The sequence below is a fragment of the Flavobacterium shii genome (genome assembly GCF_025847235.1).
Lineage (GTDB): Bacteria > Bacteroidota > Bacteroidia > Flavobacteriales > Flavobacteriaceae > Flavobacterium > Flavobacterium shii.
The window spans coordinates 1-20,863 of sequence record NZ_JAOZEW010000010.1; the positions used below are offsets into that span (position 1 = coordinate 1).

Annotated in this window: 24 protein-coding genes; 6 read left to right on the forward strand and 18 right to left on the reverse strand. The window is 32.2% G+C overall.

Translation table 11 applies throughout. The annotated features are described in order from the left end of the window. The first annotated feature begins 186 nt into the window (after nt 1–186). Nucleotides 187–1,533, forward strand: a complete 1,347-nt coding sequence (locus tag OIU83_RS10430; RefSeq protein ID WP_264206197.1) for a DEAD/DEAH box helicase — start codon at nt 187–189, stop codon at nt 1,531–1,533. Between the two features lie 161 nt (nt 1,534–1,694). After that, nucleotides 1,695–2,129, forward strand: coding sequence for a hypothetical protein (locus OIU83_RS10435; protein ID WP_264206198.1), 435 nt, complete (start codon nt 1,695–1,697; stop codon nt 2,127–2,129). A 124-nt stretch (nt 2,130–2,253) separates the two neighbouring features. Here the strand turns inward: OIU83_RS10435 and OIU83_RS10440 are convergent, their stop codons facing one another. From OIU83_RS10440 to OIU83_RS10455, 4 genes are all read right to left on the reverse strand, one after another. Next, nucleotides 2,254–2,832 (reverse strand): PhnA domain-containing protein, encoded by a 579-nt coding sequence (locus OIU83_RS10440; protein ID WP_264206199.1) that lies wholly within the window; start codon nt 2,830–2,832, stop codon nt 2,254–2,256. A gap of 412 nt (nt 2,833–3,244) precedes the next feature. Continuing rightward, a complete protein-coding gene (coaD, locus tag OIU83_RS10445; RefSeq protein WP_035622952.1) occupies nt 3,245–3,703 on the reverse strand; it encodes a pantetheine-phosphate adenylyltransferase in 459 nt (152 codons plus the stop codon). A 75-nt stretch (nt 3,704–3,778) separates the two neighbouring features. After that, complete coding sequence (locus OIU83_RS10450) at nt 3,779–4,330, reverse strand: zinc ribbon domain-containing protein (protein WP_264206200.1); 552 nt, start codon at nt 4,328–4,330, stop codon at nt 3,779–3,781. Between the two features lie 104 nt (nt 4,331–4,434). Then, nucleotides 4,435–5,406: a D-alanine--D-alanine ligase gene (locus tag OIU83_RS10455; RefSeq protein ID WP_264206201.1), complete on the reverse strand. Its 972-nt coding sequence runs from the start codon at nt 5,404–5,406 to the stop codon at nt 4,435–4,437. A gap of 411 nt (nt 5,407–5,817) precedes the next feature. Between OIU83_RS10455 and OIU83_RS10460 the strand changes: the two genes are divergently transcribed. The 3 genes from OIU83_RS10460 (at nt 5,818) to OIU83_RS10470 (ending at nt 9,616) form a co-directional block, all read left to right on the forward strand. Beyond that, entirely contained in the window at nt 5,818–6,441 is a 624-nt protein-coding gene (locus tag OIU83_RS10460) for a PASTA domain-containing protein (RefSeq protein ID WP_264206202.1), read from the forward strand. Then, nucleotides 6,431–7,477 carry an RluA family pseudouridine synthase gene (locus OIU83_RS10465; RefSeq protein WP_264206203.1) on the forward strand — a complete coding sequence of 349 codons (1,047 nt, stop codon included), beginning with the start codon at nt 6,431–6,433 and terminating at the stop codon, nt 7,475–7,477. The genes OIU83_RS10460 and OIU83_RS10465 overlap by 11 nt, the downstream gene beginning before the upstream one ends. Nucleotides 7,478–8,089: 612 nt before the next feature. After that, complete coding sequence (locus tag OIU83_RS10470) at nt 8,090–9,616, forward strand: SulP family inorganic anion transporter (protein ID WP_264206204.1); 1,527 nt, start codon at nt 8,090–8,092, stop codon at nt 9,614–9,616. 344 nt (nt 9,617–9,960) lie between these two features. Here OIU83_RS10470 and OIU83_RS10475 read toward each other — a convergent pair whose 3' ends face one another. From OIU83_RS10475 to OIU83_RS10485, 3 genes are all read right to left on the reverse strand, one after another. Continuing rightward, nucleotides 9,961–11,193 (reverse strand): ATP-binding cassette domain-containing protein, encoded by a 1,233-nt coding sequence (locus tag OIU83_RS10475; RefSeq protein WP_264206205.1) that lies wholly within the window; start codon nt 11,191–11,193, stop codon nt 9,961–9,963. Between the two features lie 18 nt (nt 11,194–11,211). Next, the gene (locus OIU83_RS10480; protein WP_264206206.1) at nt 11,212–12,066 is read right to left on the reverse strand and encodes a sulfurtransferase; all 855 of its coding nucleotides are present in this window, start codon (nt 12,064–12,066) and stop codon (nt 11,212–11,214) included. 129 nt (nt 12,067–12,195) lie between these two features. Beyond that, nucleotides 12,196–12,579, reverse strand: a complete 384-nt coding sequence (locus OIU83_RS10485) for a DUF1398 domain-containing protein (RefSeq protein WP_264206207.1) — start codon at nt 12,577–12,579, stop codon at nt 12,196–12,198. A gap of 243 nt (nt 12,580–12,822) precedes the next feature. Between OIU83_RS10485 and OIU83_RS10490 the strand changes: the two genes are divergently transcribed. Continuing rightward, entirely contained in the window at nt 12,823–13,515 is a 693-nt protein-coding gene (locus OIU83_RS10490) for a hypothetical protein (protein ID WP_264206208.1), read from the forward strand. Nucleotides 13,516–13,518: 3 nt separating this feature from the next. On the opposite strand, the gene OIU83_RS10495 is transcribed toward OIU83_RS10490, so the two are convergent. From OIU83_RS10495 to OIU83_RS10545, 11 genes are all read right to left on the reverse strand, one after another. Further along, the gene (locus tag OIU83_RS10495) at nt 13,519–14,361 is read right to left on the reverse strand and encodes a mechanosensitive ion channel family protein (protein WP_264206209.1); all 843 of its coding nucleotides are present in this window, start codon (nt 14,359–14,361) and stop codon (nt 13,519–13,521) included. A gap of 42 nt (nt 14,362–14,403) precedes the next feature. Next, nucleotides 14,404–14,997: a GNAT family N-acetyltransferase gene (locus tag OIU83_RS10500; protein WP_264206210.1), complete on the reverse strand. Its 594-nt coding sequence runs from the start codon at nt 14,995–14,997 to the stop codon at nt 14,404–14,406. A gap of 174 nt (nt 14,998–15,171) precedes the next feature. Then, nucleotides 15,172–15,600, reverse strand: a complete 429-nt coding sequence (locus OIU83_RS10505; RefSeq protein WP_264206211.1) for a GxxExxY protein — start codon at nt 15,598–15,600, stop codon at nt 15,172–15,174. A 224-nt stretch (nt 15,601–15,824) separates the two neighbouring features. Then, on the reverse strand, nt 15,825–16,274 hold the full coding sequence (locus OIU83_RS10510) for a nuclear transport factor 2 family protein (protein ID WP_264206212.1): 450 nt from the start codon (nt 16,272–16,274) through the stop codon (nt 15,825–15,827). Between the two features lie 102 nt (nt 16,275–16,376). Beyond that, complete coding sequence (locus tag OIU83_RS10515) at nt 16,377–16,814, reverse strand: acyl-CoA thioesterase (protein ID WP_264206213.1); 438 nt, start codon at nt 16,812–16,814, stop codon at nt 16,377–16,379. Nucleotides 16,815–16,976: 162 nt separating this feature from the next. Further along, on the reverse strand, nt 16,977–17,579 hold the full coding sequence (locus OIU83_RS10520) for a hypothetical protein (RefSeq protein WP_264206214.1): 603 nt from the start codon (nt 17,577–17,579) through the stop codon (nt 16,977–16,979). Between the two features lie 28 nt (nt 17,580–17,607). Beyond that, nucleotides 17,608–18,417 carry a hypothetical protein gene (locus tag OIU83_RS10525; RefSeq protein ID WP_264206215.1) on the reverse strand — a complete coding sequence of 270 codons (810 nt, stop codon included), beginning with the start codon at nt 18,415–18,417 and terminating at the stop codon, nt 17,608–17,610. Nucleotides 18,418–18,474: 57 nt separating this feature from the next. Next, nucleotides 18,475–19,194, reverse strand: a complete 720-nt coding sequence (locus OIU83_RS10530; RefSeq protein ID WP_264206216.1) for a hypothetical protein — start codon at nt 19,192–19,194, stop codon at nt 18,475–18,477. A 33-nt stretch (nt 19,195–19,227) separates the two neighbouring features. Beyond that, nucleotides 19,228–19,650 (reverse strand): DUF5958 family protein, encoded by a 423-nt coding sequence (locus OIU83_RS10535; RefSeq protein WP_264206217.1) that lies wholly within the window; start codon nt 19,648–19,650, stop codon nt 19,228–19,230. Beyond that, complete coding sequence (locus OIU83_RS10540) at nt 19,610–20,026, reverse strand: hypothetical protein (RefSeq protein WP_264206218.1); 417 nt, start codon at nt 20,024–20,026, stop codon at nt 19,610–19,612. Before OIU83_RS10540 ends, OIU83_RS10535 begins: the two co-directional genes overlap by 41 nt. A gap of 135 nt (nt 20,027–20,161) precedes the next feature. After that, nucleotides 20,162–20,803, reverse strand: coding sequence for a hypothetical protein (locus OIU83_RS10545; protein ID WP_264206219.1), 642 nt, complete (start codon nt 20,801–20,803; stop codon nt 20,162–20,164). Nucleotides 20,804–20,863: the final 60 nt, after the last annotated feature.

Genomic DNA, 20,863 nt, shown 5'->3' on the forward strand with positions numbered 1-20,863 from the left:
TAAAACTTTGTATCCTTTGCGGTAAAATAAACGACCATTTAGCTTGAAATTTTACGGTTAAATTTTATACTAAGTTATTTTTTACTATAAAGTCTGTAAAGCTTTATTGCAATGAGAAACTGTGATTGAATACTGCAACTGAATACTAAAAATTGTACACTGCAACTTTTTAGTTACTTTTGCAAAATGAATAAGAAACACCATTCGAATAATATACTTTTGAATTTAGGTATCGAAAGCCTAAACGAAATGCAAGAAGTTGCTCAGGATGCTATCCTGAACGACAATAATGTTTTACTACTTTCTCCAACTGGATCAGGAAAAACATTAGCTTTTTTACTGCCAGTTTTAGAATTATTACAACCCGAAATCCTTTCTGTACAATGTTTAATCCTTGTTCCTTCAAGAGAATTAGGATTGCAAATTGAACAGGTTTGGAAGAAAATGGGAACGGATTACAAAGTTAATATCTGTTATGGAGGTCACTCTATAGATACAGAGATTAAGAATTTAAGCAATCCACCAGCAGTTTTAATAGGAACTCCGGGAAGAATTGCGGATCATATCGAGAGAGGTACTTTCCGATTGGATAAAATTCAGACTTTAATTTTAGATGAATTTGATAAATCATTGCAATTGGGTTTCCATGAGCAAATGTCTTTTATCATTGGTAAACTTCCTAAATTAAACAAACGTGTGTTGGTTTCGGCTACATCGGATATTGAAATTCCAAAATATACAAGAGTAATTAATCCAACGATTTTAGATTTTATTCCTGAAGAGGAGGATAAATCCAATCTTTCGATGAAAATGGTTGTTTCTCCATTCAAAGACAAAATAGGAAGTTTGTTTAACCTGATTTGCTCTTTAAAATCGCAATCGGCTATTATTTTCTGTAACCACCGTGATGCTGCCGAGCGTATTAGTGATACGCTTAATGAAAAAGGTATTTACGCAACTTATTATCATGGCGGAATGGATCAGGATGAGCGTGAGCGTGCTTTGATTCAGTTTAGAAACGGTAGTGTGAGTTATTTAATTACAACGGATCTTGCAGCGCGTGGTCTTGATATTCCTGAGATGAACCATGTTATCCATTATCATTTACCGTCTAAAGAAGATGAGTTTACGCACCGTAATGGGCGTACTGCTCGTATGCTTGCATCGGGAACGGCTTATATTCTTGTTCATGAAAGCGAAAAGAAATTGGATTATATTAACTACGATATGGATGTTTTAAAGGTCGACAATGCTACGACTTTGCCTAAACCACCAGAATTCCAAACAATATATATTAGCGGCGGTAAGAAGAACAAGCTTAATAAAATAGATATTGTTGGGTTCTTTTCTCAAAAAGGAAAACTGGAAAAAGGGGACTTAGGATTAATAGAAGTGAAAGATTTTATTTCGTTTGCTGCTGTAAAATTTAATAAAGTAAAAGATTTGCTTCAAAATATCAAGGAGGAGAAGATGAAAGGCAAGAAATTTAAAATTGAAGTAGCTAGAAAAGTAATTAAGAAAGAAGAGGAGTAATTGATTTAAAAACAAATGGTTACTGTTTTGTTGTTTCTGAAAACGAATAATTATAAACATTAATTTATATTTAATGTCAATAAATTAACGATACAAGAAAGGAGTTAAATTTTTTTATTATTATGTTTGCTCCATAAAATAAATAAACCCCAAATAATATTATGAAAAGAATTATTACTATTGCTGTTTTGTTTTTAAGTTTTGCATCCTTTGCTCAAATTAAAGTTATTGCAACTGTACCAGTTGAAAAATTAGGTAAAGTAAACAATAATTATATCCAAAAAATTGGAGATGAATACACTGTGTTTTACAACTGTATCCAAAGTGATGATGAAAATAATACTTTAAGAAAATTCACTTTTAAAAATATTGATAATGATTACCTTAGTCTTTACAATATTATCGCAAACGGTTTTACAGCAACTCCTTTGTATGATATCAAATTAGAATTACCTAACAATTATGTTTGGTTACATTACACGGCAAGTGTTGATAAACCTACAGTTCAATTTATGGTTTCGAATAAAGAGGGTAACTCAAACAATGTTTCTGAGGCTTTAACAAAAGATCAGGTAAATAAATTATTTCAAAAATAATTTAGACTTATCGGTATAAAAAAAAGGATAGTTTCCTGATTTGAATAGCCTCTTTTTTTTAGTTTATAGTGCTCAGTTTCAGTATTCAGTTTTGAGTGCTGTGACTGTAAACTGAATACTGTAACTATATTTTCTTCACGTATTGTGTGATAATTACAATTTGCTGACCATCTACTTTTCCTTCAATGTATTCGGCATTTTCATGATCTAAACGGATGTTACGTACAGCAGTTCCTTGTTTGGCAACCATACTAGATCCTTTTACTTTTAAGTCTTTAATTAAAACTACAGAATCTCCGTGTTCTAGAATTACTCCATTACTATCACGGTGAATAATTTTGTTTTCATCATCTTCTCCTTCTCCAGTTGCTTGTGCCCATGCCAGGGTATCTTCGTCTAGATACATCATGTCAAGCAATTCTTGTGGCCATCCTGCAGCGCGTAAACGGCTTAACATTCTCCAAGCTACAACTTGTACGGCAACATTCTCGTTCCACATACTGTCGTTTAAACATCTCCAATGATTTAAATCTACGTTATCTGGATTCTCTATTTGATCTACACAGGTGCTACAAGCCATTACGCTTTCATCAATTCCGCCTTTTTGGGTAGGTAAAACTTGATATACTTTTAGGTTTTCGGTTGCGCCACAAAGTTCACATTTAGATCCACTACGTTTGTTTAATTCTCTTTCTATGCTCATTTTTTAATAGTTTATTTGAAAATGCGAATTTACTTATAATTTAGGAGGGTGGCAAATTTATATTTTTTGTTGGTTTTTTGCCACAGATTTACTTTGTCTGTTCGGCTTACAGTTTCGGGTAAAGAAAGCCTGTTTGGGGCTTTGGTGAATAGTTACTAACCTAAATTGTCTATAGAGGAACGCGGATAATACGGATTTACAAAAGTAAAAACGCGGATGAAAAACGGATTTAAAAAAATAATAGATGAAAAATCCGTTTAATCCGTGTTTTCGCGATAGCGAATCTGTTTAATCCGCGTTCCTTTGACAAAGAATTAGATAGGATTAAAAGGATTTTTTCGTTTTGTCTTTGCGAGGAACGAAGCAATCTCATTTAGTATGTTGGTTCCTCGCAATGACTTACGCAAAATATTTACTTCTTCACTCTAACAGCATCTGGAACCAACATTTCGTATTCTCCGCCATTTCGTAATACATCACGAACGATGCTTGAGCTTATGTATGATGTTCTTGCAGCTGTTAATAAAAATACGGTTTCAATTTTGGATAAGCGTCTGTTGGTATGTGCGATTGCTTTTTCGAATTCGAAATCGGCTGGATTACGCAATCCTCTTAATATAAAATGTGCTTTTAGTTTATGACACAAATCTATCGTAAGACCTTCGTAGGTTATTACGGTTACTTTGGGCTCGTCTTTGAAGGTTTCTTCGATAAATCGCTTTCTTTCTTCGAGTGAAAACATGTATTTTTTTTCGGCATTTACACCAATTGCAATTACGATTTCATCAAATAGAGAAATTCCTCGTTTTATGATGTCTTCGTGTCCAAGTGTAATTGGATCAAATGATCCCGGGAATATGGCTTTTCTCATTTTTTTTAAGGTTCAGAGGTTTAGAGTAGCAAAGGTTCTAAGGTTTTTTTTAGAGTTTCTAAATTTTAGTGGTACTTAAGGTTCTAAGATTTCTCTATCAATTTGGTATATTATATTTTGGTCATACATTTTTAATAGTTCGGGTTTGGAAAATGAACGTAATTCATTATAATTTTCATTAATATTGATTTTATCAATACCACTATAACCTGTAGTTTCCATGTTATTGATAAAAACATATACGCTGTCTTTTAGTACTTTGTTTACTTTAAAAGTTGTATATCCAGTTGGGGTTTTAATACGATATAAATCTCCAATTTCTGGATTACGTATATGTATCTTTTCTTCTTTGGTTGCTTCAACTCCAGTATAAATTGCAAAACTTAGTACGGATAATAATATCAAAAAGCCTGTAAAATGAAGAAAAGGAATTTTATACTCAGTACTTTTAAAAGCATTAATTACTTTTTCTTTTTCTATGTGGTTTAGACTGTTTTTTTGAATGCTTTTTTGACAGTTATCGCAATTAAGGGTGTAATCTTTTTTAATTGGTAATATTGGTATAAAAAAAACACTAATAAAACCACCTTTTACTAAAAGATTAAGTTTAGTTTTTGTATTGCACAAAGGGCAATAATAATTATCTAATTTGAGATTCTTTAAAACTTTAAAATTTCTTTGCAAAATAGTATCTGTACTTTGATTTTATTAATAAAAGGAAATTATTTCGGCTACGCCAAAGCTAACTCAATTGAGTTTGTGAACAAATCTTCTAGTGAAATTCCGGCTGCTTTGGCTTGTTGCGGAATCAAACTTTCGGTTGTTAAACCCGGTATTGTGTTCATCTCGAGCATATATGGTTCGTTGTCGACGATGATGAATTCGCTTCTTGAGAATCCTTTCATTTTTAAGACTTCGTAAGCACGTTTTGCAACTTCGCTTACTTTTTGCGTCATTTCGTCTGAGATTCTCGCTGGTGTGATTTCTTGTGATTTCCCTTCGTATTTGGCTTCGTAATCGAAGAAATCATTGTCGGAAACAATTTCTGTGATTGGTAATACGATAACTTTTCCTTGGTAGTTAATTACTCCAACTGAAACTTCGGTTCCGTCCAGGAAGCTTTCGATGATGATTTCATTATCTTCTTTATACGCAACTTCTATTGCGATTGGTAGTTCGGCTGCAGTTTTTACTTTCGAAATTCCAAAGCTTGAACCTGCTTTGTTTGGTTTTACGAAACATGGCAAACCTACTTTTTTTACAATTTCGTCGGTATTGATAATGTCTCCTTTGTTTAGGTAATATGAAATGGCAGTTTTTATTCCGTATGGTTTTAAAACTGAAAGTAAATCACGTTTGTTAAACGTTAGGGCTGCTTGGTAATAATCGCATGAGGTTTGCGGTATGTGCAATAACTCAAAATAGGCTTGCATTAATCCGTCTTCGCCTGGAGTTCCGTGTATGGCATTGAACACACAATCGAAAGTGGTTTTTGTTCCATTTACAGTTACTGAAAAGTCATTTTTATCGATTAGGAATTCGGCATCTTTTTCATCTACATAAACCCATTTTTCTTTAAAAATATGGATTCGGAAACCATTGTATTTGGTTTTATCAAGGTATTGGTATACTACATTTCCGCTGATTAGTGATATTTGATATTCGCTAGAATATCCTCCCATGATGATGGCAATGTTTTTCATTTTAAATTTTAGTTTAAAGTTTGATTTGTTAATGTTTTAGCTACAGATTAAATGGATTTACACAGATTTTTAATTTGTTTAATCTAAGCTGTGGAGCTTTATATTTTGGATAAATTATGTTATTATGAAAACGTTTTGTGTTTTTAGCCCCGATAGCAGCGGTATCCTTTTTTCATGCTTTTTTGCATGGAAAAAGATATAGCGTATAGCGGGAAATAGCTCCTAACTCTTCGAATCGGCTCAGAATGACAAAATATATGATTTACTCATCTAAATAATAGTCTTTGACTCCGCTTAGGAGGTCACAGGGACAGGTTAAGGATGACAATCAAGTTGCTTTCTTGTATTAAACAAAATTATCATTTTTTTTGAAACGAAATCTTTATCTTTGCCACAAATAAAAATAAATTTATGAGTTTACGTAAGTATCTAACTAGCCGAGTATTTTTTACGCAAATACTAATTGCTGTTGCAATTATTGCAGTTTTGGGTTATTTGTTTATGCATTGGTTGACATTTACCACCGACCACGGACATGAGATTGAAGTACCCGATTTGAGAAAATTGACTGAGGAGCAAGTTGAGGCAAAATTGGACGGACTGGATCTGGATTACGTACTTTTGGATAGTGTAGATTATAGAAGTGGTTTCCCAAAATATAGTGTTGTTGAGCAAGATCCTTTGCCAGGAACGAAAGTAAAAGTGGGTAGAAAGATTTATATTAAAATAAATGCTTCAGGATTTTCATCGGTTCGTATTCCGGATTTGATTGAGAAAACTTATCGTGAAGCTGTACCAACCCTAAAAGCATTAGGTCTTCAGGAAGGTACAATTACGTATATTCCGAATCTTGGAAAAGACATGGTTTTGGAGATGCGTTACAAAGGAAGAAACTTAAAAGTGGGAGATCGCGTACTGAAATCATCAAAAATTGATTTGGTTTTGGGCGATGGAAAAGCAAGTTATTTAGATGAAAGTCAACCGGCAGATTCTCTAGCAACGCCAGGAGACGAAAAAACAGCAAATGAACAATAATAATACAGATAGTTTAGATTTAGAAGAAGAGTTATATGAGCATTTTAGATTTGAAGTTCCTAAGGGTCAAGCGCCTTTAAGAATAGACAAATACTTGATGGGCTTAATACAAAATGCAACCCGAAATAAGATTCAGAATGCTGCAACAGAAGGTAATATCTTTGTAAATGACGTTATTGTAAAGTCGAATTACAAAGTAAAAGCGTTTGATGTTGTTACGGTGATGTTATCACATCCTCCTTATGAAAATCATATTATTCCAGAGGATATTCCGTTGAACATTGTTTACGAAGATGACGCTTTATTGTTAATCAATAAGGAGCCAGGAATGGTTGTGCATCCGGGACACGGTAATTATACCGGAACGCTTGTTCATGCTTTGGCACATCATTTTGATAATTTGCCAATGAATAGTAGCGAACGTCCGGGATTGGTTCATAGAATTGATAAGGATACTTCGGGACTTTTGGTTATTGCCAAAACGGAAGCTGCAATGACACATCTTGCCAAACAATTTGAAGCTAAAACCTCGGAAAGAGAATATGTTGCTTTGGTTTGGGGAAATGTTGTCGAGGAGCAAGGAACTATCGAAGGTAATCTGGCAAGACACTTGAAAGACAGAATGCAAATGGCTGTTTTTGCTGATCCGGAAATAGGGAAACCTGCCGTGACGCATTATAAAGTTCTGGAGCGTTTTGGTTATGTGACTTTAATTTCTTGTCAGCTCGAAACGGGTAGAACACACCAGATTCGTGCTCACATGAAGCATATTGGTCATCCGCTTTTTAATGATGAGCGTTATGGTGGTCATTTGATTTTAAAAGGAACTACGTTTACAAAATACAAACAGTTTATAGATAATTGTTTTAAAGCTTTACCAAGACAAGCTTTACATGCCAAAACACTTGGTTTCGTTCATCCTACAACGGGAGAAATGATGCGTTTTGATACTGAACTTCCGCAGGATTTTCAGGATTGTATTGAAAAATGGCGCAATTATTCGAAATCGCATAATACTGACGACGAAGAGAGTTAAATAAAATTAGAAAGCCCCGATTAGGGGCTTTTTTTTGATTAAAATTTAGATTTTTTTGAACCATTAAGAGATTAAGATTGATTAAGGTTTTGCTTTTTTTGCCGTCGGATTGTCTAAATGGAACGCCGATGATGCGGATTCGCTATCGCGAAAACACGGATTGAACGGATTTTCTCCCGAGGTTTGTTCTTAATTTGCCTTAATATCTTAATGGTAAAAAAACTTTAATCTAGCTTTTCTTCTTTGTAGCCCTCAATTAGGAGCTTTTTTATGCTGGAAATTAAAATTAGGTTTTTGCCACAGATTACACGAATTAAAGGGATTTAAAAAAATCTGTGAGAATCTGTGTAATCTGTGGCTGATTTTTTTTAAATTACTCTTAGCTATTGTTATTATGGGGAATGCGAGGGAATATGATGTAATTTACCAAATCGTAGATTTTGTTAAAGAAATAGTTGTTTTTATCTCTTTTGCAAAGTTTGATTAGTGATGATATACGCTGTAAAATAGTTACTTTTGTTGCGCTTATATAAAAAAATCTTCTTATTATCGAAATATTAATAGTGAGAAAAAACTTATTCATAAGCATCTTTTCAGATTTATATTTAAATAATGAAGCAATATTTTAACTTATTTGATTTTACACAAAAAGTAGATTATAAAACCGAAATCCTGGCAGGCTTTACGGTGGCTATGACTATGATTCCCGAATCGCTTTCGTTTGCCATTCTTGCTGGTTTTCCTCCTTTGGTAGGTTTGTATGCTGCATTTATTATGGGATTAATTACGGCTGTTTTTGGGGGTCGTCCAGGGATGGTTTCGGGTGGAGCAGGGGCAACTGTTATTGTATTGATTGCTTTAATGAAATCGCATGGTTTAGAATATGTTTTTGCTGCTGTGGCTCTGGCTGGTGTTTTGCAAATTCTGGTTGGTGTGTTTAAGTGGGGTAAATTTATCCGATTGGTACCTCAACCTGTAATGTTTGGTTTTGTAAATGGATTGGCAGTTGTGATTTTTATGTCGCAGCTAAAACAATTTAAAACTGTCGTTAATGGCGAAACGGTTTGGTTATCGGGAAATCCTATGTTTATTATGCTAGGATTGGTTACTTTAACCATAGCAATCGTAATCTTGTTTCCTAAGATCACCAAAGCTATTCCTGCTTCGTTAGTAGCAATTATTGTAGTTTTTGGTTTGGTTCTCGGTTTAGGGATTCAGACAAAAACTGTTGCCGATATTGCCTCGATAAGCGGTGGTTTTCCAACTTTTCATTTGCCTAATATTAATTTTAATCTGGAAACGTTACAATTAATTTTTCCGTATTCTTTAATTATGGCCTCTGTAGGTTTAACTGAAGGATTGCTAACACTAAACTTGGTTGACGAGCTTACAGGAACTAAAGGAAACGGAAATCGTGAATGTATTGCTCAGGGAAGTGCTAATATTGTAAATGGTTTTTTCTTCGGGATGGGCGGTTGCCCTATGATTGCGCAAACGCTGGTAAATATCTCAGCGGGTTCTAGAGCTCGTTTATCGGGTATTATGGCATCATTAACTATTCTTGTTATTATCTTGTTTGGAGCTCCAGTAATCGAAAAATTACCAATGGCAGCTTTGGTTGGCGTTATGTTTATGGTTGCAATAGGAACATTTGAATGGGCTAGTTTTAGGATTATTAATAAAATGCCTAAACATGATATTTTTGTTGGAATTACCGTTGCTGTGATTACTATTTTTATGCATAATCTGGCTTTGGCAGTTTTAATAGGTGTTATTATTTCGGCTTTAGTTTTTGCTTGGGAAAGTGCTAAACGCATTCGTGCCCGGAAATACATTGATGATAATGGGGTAAAACATTACGAGATATTTGGCCCTCTATTTTTTGGTTCTACAATGGGATTCATGGAGAAGTTTGATGTTCAGGATGATCCGAAAGAAATAATAATCGATTTTAAAGAAAGTAAAATTGTAGATATGAGTGCTATCGATGCGGTAAATAAAATTACGGAACGGTATGCCAAAATCAATAAAACAGTTCGGTTATATCATTTAAGTGAGGATTGCCGATTGTTGCTTAAAAATGCTAATATTATTGTAGATATTCTCGAAGATCCAACTTATAAAGTTACTGTTGATTAATCTGTTGGGTTTAATTAATTTGAACACATAGAAACATAGAATTTATGTGTAAAAAGATTATATAAAGAAACACATTTCTTTCGCATAGCTAGTCCCGATCCCAAAGCTTCGGGCAATGTCATTAAGTTAAGCTTTTTGGGCTATAATTTTTCTAACAAAGTCGCCAAGTTTAGACATGATTTTTTTGCATCTTTGATTAATCAGGTATAACATTGTATATATTTCCTTAGCTTAATGACATTAAGCTTCGGGATGGGACGGGATGTTTTTTAAATAAGTGAAACGTCTTTTTTTAGAATAGAAAATCTATGTTTCTATGTGTTAATTATATACAATGGGTTAGATTAAGATTTTATATTTCCTATTGATCCAGTTTCTGATGGGATTAATTCTAATATTGAAGTAGGAGTTAGGTCTGGTTCAATACGATGTGAAACGTATAAAATTGTCATACTTGTTTCTTTGACCAAAAGATTAACGAGTTCGATAACCAAAGCCACATTTTCGTCATCAAGACCTTCTACAGGTTCGTCTAAAATAACCAAAGGTGGATGTTTTAAAACCGCTCTTACTATTAATGCAACTCGTTGTTGTCCAATAGAAAGTTGTGTGAATGTTTTGTTCTTTAAATGGCTCATTTTAAGAATGTCAAGCCATTGCGATACAATTTGTTTTTGTAATGAAGTTGGTTCGGTATACAAGCCAATAGAATCAAAAAATCCAGAAAGAATCATATGTTCTAAACTGTGTTTTTTCTGAAATAAATCGGTCATGGAAGTCGAGAAATAGCCTATTCTCTTTTTTATATCCCAAACGCTTTCTCCGCTACCTTTTTTCTTTCCAAAAAGAAATAAGTCTTGTCCGTAGCCTTTTGGGTTGTCTCCAGATATTAATGATAAGATGGTACTTTTTCCAGAACCATTAGGACCAATAAGTTGCCAGAATTCATTCTTTTTAATTGTCCACGTAATTGCATCAACGATTTTTCTTTCGTCATAGCTTACAGAAACAGCATTCATTTGTATTAATATATCTTCATTGTAATCTGTAGGTTCGGCAGGCCTTGGAATGGAAACCTTTACTGAATTTGAATTGGTTTCGGTATTTTTTATTTCGTTTAAAACAAAAGAATTATCCGTAATCTGAGCTTTGTTCTGAATAAAAGGAAATAAATCGGCAGCACGATTTACCAATTGAATAATTCGAACCGATTTTGCCAATTGTTCCAGAGATTTTGCCAATGTAATACGGGATGCGTGATCCAAATGATCTAGAGGATTATCAAAAATTATGTAATCCGGATTCTGTTTTACGCAATAGTTTAAGAACTCTTTCTTTCGTTCGCCAGAGGAGAAAGTTCGTAGTTTTCGATTAGATTCTGCGGCAGCTTCTATCAAATCATATTGGTATTCTTTCTCGATAAATTTATCAATGGCAATATCCGAAAACAGGATTCCGTTTAAGGAATTAAAAGCTGCTAATTCTCCTTCGGCATTTCCATCAAGTACCGTGTCAATAAAAGCTTTTTTATTAACGGTATTGGATAAAAGTATGTCCCAATGTTCTATTGTATTCATTTGCGCAATTTAAGAATTCTATTTTGTTTCGGCAGTAATCATCGGTCGATTATTTCTGGACCATTCGCTCCAAGAGCCTACATAAAGTTTAGGGATTGGTAATCCCGCATAATCCATTGCAAGTAGCGTATGACAAGCTGTTACGCCCGAACCACAATGTACAATTACATTTTCGGTTTTTGTATTGCCAATTATATCTTGATATTTAGCCTTTAAAACGCTTGGAGATAAATAAGTACCATCTTCGTTTAAATTGCTTGTAAAAGGAATATTTGTAGCTCCTGGAATATGTCCGGCAATTAAATCGATAGGTTCTGTTAAGCCATCAAAACGGTCTTTGTCTCTCACATCGATGATAATAGTATCAGAATCATTGCTTGCTTTGTCAATTTCGGTAATATCTGCTTGAGATAATCTCCATATTGCGATAGGATATGATTCCGCTTCCGCAAAAGTTTCAATTCCAGAACTTACAGGAAAACCTGCTTTTACGGCAGCTTGTAAACCGCCGTTTATTACTTGTACTTTTTCATGTCCGATTGCTCTTAACATCCACCAGAAGCGTGCTGCAGCATTCGAACCATTTTTGTCATCGTATATAATTACGTGACTCGATGGTGTGATGCCGAGTTTTGATAATATTCTGGAAAACTTTTCGGGTGATGGTAAAGGGTGTCTTCCTCCATTTGCAGCATCAGTGGGAACAGTTGCCAAATCGAAATTTAAATCAACATAGCGTGCGTCTTGCAAATGGGTTGTTGTATAATTTTCTTTGGCATTAATTCCTGCTCGGGCATCGATAATTATAATTTCAGATTTTTGTAATGCTATTAAATCTTCAGCATTTATAACAGGTGATATTTGTTTTGACATTTTTTTTATTTAAAAATTGACATTTGAAAAATTTAAAGACTTACTGCAATTTGATCATCATCATAATGTGTTTGAAATCTTTTAACGATGAAGTTTCTTCGATTAATAAACACATTGAGAGGGGAATTCCTAAATTTTCTCTATTACTATTTCATTTCCTGATTTATCATAGTATGTACATGTCATTTCGATAATATCTACTCTCCATTTTGCAATGCCACATTCTCCAGCTTGGTTACAAAACGTTATATAATCAGTTTGTCCATCTTGGTGTAATAATAAAAATTCTAAAAAGCGTTCTTTATTCACATTTGATGTTACCTTAATTTCAGCATATTTATCATTAGTAGCAACTCTATAATTGTTTGCACCATAATATTCTACAGTGCCATCATTTACATTGGTATCATATCCTTTTACGCCCAAGGTTATTAAATCTTGTATATAATTTGGAAAATCGGCTCCGGTTTTCACTTTTGAATGTGCTTCTTTAATTTGATCTATTGTAAACATATTAATTTGTGCTTGGGTTGAAATTATTTATTGTCTCAAAAATACGATTAATGACAATATATTTTCCTTTTTATGAAAACAAAAAATGAGGTAATATAAAATAGTAATAGCATTTTTTAAGGTGAATGTAATTGTGAAATGTTGCATTTTAACGAATAATGAAGCATTTTGAAGGATTTATTGTATTAATGGTTAAAATATATGTATCTTAGGGATAGATTGTTACAAGCTAAAACTGGTTTTATGAAAAAAACGATACTTTTACTTCTGCTCTCTATCCCCACATTTGCCCAAGAAGTCAACACATTTGATTTCGCTGTTATAAATTCTACTCTAATTTCTCCAAATATCGACCTTGATAAAGGACGGAGCGTTGTTGCGGGGAATAACGACGAATATTCAACCTATTTTCAATATGCTTTTGGAATGCGTTCGGATGATATTATTCTTGGTGCTGGTATTAACAAATCAGAAATTGATCGAACTTATATTGGTTATATTGGCAAAATATGTGAAAATTTCAGAGCGACAATTGCTGTTGGTTACGTAGAATCGCGCAGTGGTTATGATGGAACATTTACTGGATTAAGTATTTCCTGGCATCCAAAAAACAATACTTTTATTGGTGGAAGTTTAGAAAATTTGCATTCTACGAGTATGGATTATGAAACAGATGAAAGTTTTGATTACTATCAAAAAATGGCTCCTAAAGTATTTGCTAGTTACGAGATTGTTCCTAGAATAATAGTTTTCGGGCAATTGAGTAGTAGGGTAAATGATATTGCATTAAAATATCAGATTGATCGTTTTTCTATAGGAGGTTTTTATTCGGGACATGGAGTCGAAGGTATCTTTGGAACTTTTAATACTGGAAGATTTGCTATTTCTTGTAGTACCACTTTTGAAAAAGTAAATTTTGGATTGAAGTTTCAGTAATATTTAGAGTTCTTTTTTTACCGTAATTACTTGTTGTGGAAATGGAATTTCTATTTTCTCGGCATCAAAGCGTTTTTTTATACTGTATAATAAATCACAATACAAGACAAAGCCATCTGAAGCGTCTTTGGCCCAAGCCCAAACTTTTAAGTTTACACTTGAATCTTTAAGTGCCACAACTCTGGCTACAACTAGCGGGACATTGTTCTTCTTGTTTGCAGCAGTTCGGGTATCTATAAAAAGAGGATGTTTGGCAACTTCATCTTTCATTATTTCTAATGCTTTATCAATATCTGAGTCATAGCCAATACCAATTTCGATTATTTTACAGCATTTAGAATCATTCATATTTGTGTTTAGAATAATCTGATTGCTTATAACCGAATTTGGAATTATGATTCGGTTATTCTCCATGTCTTTTAAAACGACCTGCCTTAAATTGATGTCTTCGACTACACCACTAAAATTATTGATTGTAATTTTGTCGTTTATTCTAAAAGGTTTAAAAATCACTAAAAATATCCCGCTCATAATGTTACTCAATGCTTGCTGAGAGGCAAGACCAGCAATTATCGATATTACTCCGGCTCCAGCTAATAAGGAATGCCCAATAATTTTAAGTTCTGGAATCTGGATTAGAGCAAAAGCAATTCCTATAATGTAAATTATTGTGATGATTAGGTGTTTGAGAAACTTATATCCTGTACTGTCAAAGTCATTAACACCTATTCTACGGCGAATAAAGCGCATAAAAAGCTTGTCGACAATAGTGGCTAACACGATTGTTATAATCAGTATTATTACAATAGCAATAATTAATCTAAAGTCTTTCAAGATGTTAATCATTGTTTGAATTTTATTTTTTGTTTCTAATGAAGATACATTATTTTAATTAAATTCTGAGAAATTTGAACATTTTAATTCCTTCCAATCTTTGCTAATAATACTATAATATACATCGTCTTTACTTTTTCCGTCGGCATCGATATAATTATTTCTAAAAATGCCTTCTTTTTTAGCTCCTAGTTTTTCTATTGCTCTTTGTGATTTTAAATTCTCCAAATCGGCACTAAATTGGATTCGTCTGAAACCAATGTGTTCAAAACCAAAATTTAAAAGTTCGTGTTTGCATGCTTTATTTAAGCCAGTTCCTTGAAATGCTGTTCCGTACCATGTCCATCCAATTTCGCATTTTTGGCTAGCTATATTAAGGTATCCATAACGCGTACTTCCTGCAATTTTATTAGTTTGTTTATCAATAATAAGAAAAGGATAACAAATTCCTGCTTCTTTTTGCTTGATGGTATTCTCAATATAATTCTCGAAATCCGTTTCATCTTTTACATACATTCCCATGTATTTCCAAATTTCATTGTTATAAATAATTTCTTTGAGTTCTATGTTTCTTATATTTTCAAAAGGAATTAAAAGGACTCTTTCATTTTCTAGTGTAATATTGGTTTTTAAAATTGAGGTATTCATTTTAGGTTTAATGGTTTGCTTGGTTTTAGTATGAGGTGTATTTGGACCCAGATTAAACAGATTTGCTAAGGTAAAGTTGCGGATAAAAACTGAATTTTTTTAGTTCGGTAGCGAGTTTTGGACGCGGATTATACGGATTTGCTAGGGCAAAGACGCGGATAAAAACTGATTTTTTTAGTTTGATAGTGTGTTTGAAGATGGATAAAAACAGATTTTATTTTCTTGTTTTTCGGATATTTTCGAAAATTTTTCTTTTAAATTCAGTTTTTTTCCAAAATTTAAAAGTAATCCAATTTCGCAATCTGTGCCTCTTAAATAGTTTAGAACTTGATTTTCAAAGTCTTTTACGATGCAATCAGCAGCTTTCAATTCTAATATAATAAAATCTTCTACTATTAAGTTGGCATAATATTCTCCAACTTCGATTCCTTTATAATAAACACTAATTTTCTTTTGAGCTTCAACTTTAAAACCTTTGTTTTTTAGTTCAATATACAAAGAGTTTTGATAAACCTTCTCTAAAAAGCCATATCCCAATTCGTTATATACTTCATAAAAAGTTTTAATAATACTATCTGTTAACTGTTGATGCAGTAATTTCATATTTTAAATAATCAATTTTATATGTTTAATAAATCCATCATAATTTATTATAATTTGAATGAAATATAGTACATATTTATTGGTTATAAGATTTAAAAATGAAATTTTTTAAAAGAAATTATGCTAGTTTTTATATAATAATCCATAACAGTTAAAAAATCTGTTTTTATCCGTGTCTTTGCTTCAGCAAATCCGCGTCATCCGCGTTACTTTTTATGTAATCTTTATTCTTGTTCTTCGAAATTGTCGTAGTACGTAAAATCCTTTGTTATTAATCCGTTTTCGATTGTAAAGATGGTACAAATTGGTAATTCGAAAGTAGAGTCGTCTGCTGCAGTACCACTAGAAACAAATTCTACAATTACGTGGTTTTCTCCCGATGGATATACTTGTATAACTTTATCGCTCAAATCAGGGAAAATTTGGTTTAACTCACTGTATTTTTTGACTATTTCGGCACGAGTTTGTTTTACGATTCCGTTTCCTAGAGATGGGTCTTTAAATTCGGCTGTTGGAATATACATTTCGGACATTTTTTTCCAATCGTGATTGTTAAAATGATCAAAGTACTGTTTAACTAATTCGGTATTTTTAGAATCCATATTTTGTGTGTTTTTATTATTACATGATATTAATGATATAATTGTTATTAGAACTACGATTATTTTTTTCATAATTATTTTTTTTTTAATTATTACTGTTTTTTAGAATCTTATAATAATTCCACACAAAATATGGAGTTATCTATATGTATTACTACACATTATAGGAAAAATTTAAAGGACTACAAAATCTTCACTTTTAGGGAAAATACTCAAAGCTTCGATTGCAATTGATGGAGTAGGAGAAGCGAGTTTTCTTAGTTTTGTATCCATCCAGGCTCCATCAACAGTAATGGTTGCGCAAAGTTTTCCCTCTTCATTTATGAACTCATGCACAATGGACCAACGCGATGCATCAGGTTTCATTTTTGAAGTTTTTGTATGGATGAATATTTTGTCCGAAAGTTTTATTTCTTTTCTAAAAACACATTCTTCTCTAAAAAGTATTGGTCCAAAGTTTTGTTCCTGCATCACTTTTAAGGTTAAACCTAGTTTTTCTAATATCTCAATACGATGTTGCGCACCAAAATCATAATATGCACTATGACGTAAGTGAAAATTAGGGTCAAGATCTGACCAACGAAAAGACAATTCTTTGCTAAATGAAACCATTTTAATTCTATTTTATAGTTATTTTTGATCTATTCTTCAAAATCAATTGATTATTTGAAGAAATACTATTTTTGAATATCGAAAATACGAATAAAAAACGGAAAGCAATAGTTGTGTTAGTTAAAGTATAACTAACGAAAATAGATTTTGTGATATTATTCTTTAGTAGTATTCGGTTGTAAATGGCGCGAAATCCTGTAATTTAGGTAAAGGCCTAATTAGTATTTTCTTTTCTGCTTTTGTAGGTTTTTCATTGCTATCATCATAACGTTCGGATGTAGTTAAACGTATTCCGGTAGATAAATTAAAATTGACTGTTCTCATAGTTCCTTGACCATCTGAGTATGTTTCTGAAAAACCTATTAATTCGAAATCATTATTCTGATAGCGAAATTTATGTTCGAAATTACCTCTTGTTAGTTCGTTTTTAATAGTTAAAACTCCTTTTTCGATAGTGATATCATAAAAGGAATTTCCGTTGTAATATCCATTTTTTCCTTCGGGATATTGTGGATCAATAGCTTTTGTTGTTGAAATGATTAACTTAAAAGTACCGTTGGGTTGGGCAATGAATACGTTTAGTTTATAAGGAGCTTTTGGTTTTATAGTATCTTGGGTTACTACAATCAAATCGGCTAAATTATCTTTGTTTAAATCTCCTTTTATTTTTTTAATTTGAACAACAAATTTGTCTTTTGTGCTACTTTTTTGAGCCATTAACGATGATGAAATGAAAATAAAAAGGAATAATATTATTTTGTTCATTGAGTTTTTGTAATGTAAAAGTTATCTACTATGGTTCGTCACACTCAGATGTTATCTTGGTAAAAAGTTTATTAAATTCTTTTTCCATTGAACCATCATCGTATATTTGGTAAGTTTCGGCATTGGCACAATTCCACCAACCATAGGTCATTAATTCTTGTTTAGCATATAGTAATCTATCTCTAGAGTTATATTTAGCCAAATGTCTTTCCATTAATTTTTCGGGACTAGCATTATTCTTTTTTTGCTTTTCTGCCAAATTATTCCAGGTTTTTAGTAGTAAGAGGGAATCATTTGAAATTAAAGCTTTTGTATATTCTGTACAATTTTTAGAGAATCGGTTGTTTAGTAAAACAGAAGGATTGGTATAAGCTTCGATAGCTATTTTTTTCAGTTCGTATGAATCTTCTAACTCATGTAATCTCTCTGCTTTTCTTTTTTCCCAATAAGGTGATGGAATTATTTTTCGATTATAGAACGCTTTTCTCTCATTATATTCTGCAGTTAAATCAGTTAGGCGTAGTTTTTCATCCTCGGCAGTAGAACTTGGTGTTGTAGGGGTGCTTAAATAAGCGCCTGAGAAAGAGCCCCATAAATCACGTGTGTTTTTTAATTCTTCTTCGCTATATTTTTCGGGATCATATGTTCCTGTATTTGCACATAATTCGGTTTCCCATTTAAAAATGGCTGTTTTATTACTGGTATTATTAGAATTATTCTCGTTGCTACTTTCTGTACTGGTTGTTGTAAGAGGTTCTTCTTCTGTTTGTTTTTTAGGTTTATCTGAACAAGAAAGTATTAATAATGAACTTAGGAATAGGAATATGATTTGTTTCATTGGGTAATAATAATAAAGTGTGAAACTGGGGGTTGAATTAATCGAATTCAAGAATATTTAATATCCTTTTTCGTTATATATATTAAATTTTTGAAATGGAATTTCTCCAAAATCTTTTACTGTTTGTAGCTTGTCATAATCAGCAACTAGTGCATCGGCATTTTCATCATTGCCGTCATTAAGTTTATAATTTACATAATGAGTCTTGTAGAGAAACCAGTTGTCTTTGGCTTTATTGTATTTAAAAGTAATAATGTCTTCCCAATGATGTCCTCCCGAAACTCCATGTTCTACAGAAAAGTAGCCGTTTTTAATTGCTATTCCAGTGAAAGGATCTCCAAAAAGACCTCCGCAATCAATGCAATACACAGCATTATCATTTTTATAGGCTAGTTTATAAGTGCCATCTTTTTGACCTAATAAAATAAGTAAGGGTCTTTTATCTGGTTTTCCTCCATCCATGTTGGAGGTTGTTTCTTCGCTATTCTTACGTATAACCAAAATAGCATCTGTGAATTCATCAAGATTAAGATTTCCGGATTCTATACTGATTACGCTATAATCTTTGGGAACAAATAATTTTAAGTTTTCGTTTAAGTCGTCTATTGTATCATTAAAAGTCTGATGTTTTTGTATTGTATCGTTCGTTTTTTTTGTCTTGTTGATTGTAAGCGTGTCAGTATTAGTTTTGGATTTATCGATTACTTTTTCTTTTGTAGTTTTATTACAAGAAATGAGTATTAATGATACTAATAGTAGGAATGCAGTATTTTTCATCGGTTTTGTAAATTTATTTGATTCTTTGGGAGGTTAATTGAAGTTTTCTAAGTTATGCCAATCATGATTACAGTCATTTTTGCAAAATGTATTTCTTCTTTCTGTATCTGAGGCTTTAAATATTGAAATTAATGTGATAAAAGTTTTTTTTATTTCATCATCAGGAAGTAATTCGATCTTATCTAAAGCAATTTTTAGGTTCTTATGACTTTTTAAAGGAATTAATTCAATTGCTTTATGGGATGTTTCTTCATTTGGATGAGATTGTACTAAACAATGACTTGTCCATCTAATAATTTTTCTTTGAATTTGAGTTTCAAAATTATCAAACCAACCTAAAATTTGCTCAAGATTAATTTTTTCCTGTGCAAATTTATTAATCATTATGTCCTCTTCTGTTAGCAATTTTATATTTTTATCTTCTTTTTGGAGAACTTCTTGTATGTGATCTAACATAAGTTCCATCTTTTCTTGTGTAGCTTTTCACGTGGACTTTTTTTCCAGGTGTACTTTTATTGGTTGGACTACTATAGCTAGCGGAGGTATTGTTACTATTAGGCGATGAATTGTTTCTAGTGTAATTTTTTGAATTTTCATCATAACTGTATACAGGATTTATAACCCACCCTTTATAGTTTTTCCATTTTACTTTTTTATATTTTTTTGTACCAGATGAAATGTATGCGCCATAACCTTTAGGAATTATAATAATTGATTCTGTTCCATTTGTGTTCTCATAGATAGGTGTATCCTCGTCTATATTTACATAGTAGTAGTTGGTAACACATGAACTGAATATGAATGGTATTAAAAAAAGTAATAGTTTTCTCAATATAAAAATATTTAGGTTATGATTTAAAATCGGAATCTTTTTCGAATTTAATTAAATTAATGCTATTTGGAATAATAAATTTTCAAGATTATGAGGTGTTTTCGAACTAAATAGTAATTTTTATATTGTTTTGATTTATTTTTTCTTGATTTCCTGGGCTATTTTAAGGATATCCCACCATTTTTTCTCGGAACTTGGTTTTGGATTGTCTAGGATTGTTTCTCCATTAAAATCTAAAATGTATTCATTAGATTCAAAGTCGAATAAATGAATTTGATTATTTTCTATATTAAATTCTGTTTTTCCTTCTGGGTTTACCCAAATATTTCTTCCTCCAAAACTCCATATTGTTTCTCCACTTTTGGTTATTCTTTTAATATCAAGTTCGCCGTGAATAATAAAATCATCTTCAATTTTATGTATTGAAAAATTGGTTATGAAATCTATTTCTTTGCGCCATATTAAATCTAGGTTTGGAATTTTTAGGCAATACACTTTATTAGTAACGCAAATCCAGATTTTGTCATCTTCGATTATAAATGATTTTTCAGTTATTGCTGTTGCGCCACCACTTTCGCAAATTATAGCACTTGCAATTTCATTACCTGATTCTTTAATGATAATTCCGTGTTTACTGGTTGGGTGAAATGTATTGTTATCATTTTTTCCTGGAAAGAAAACTGTATCGTAAACTCTTAAATTATCAGTCGAATTTATCACGTAATCACTATCATTGATTACTTCGATTTGATAATTTTTATAGTTAAGTTTTACCATTTATTATTTTATTGCTAAGGTAGTTGATTACAAATTTAAATGCTTTGTCTAAATTAATTA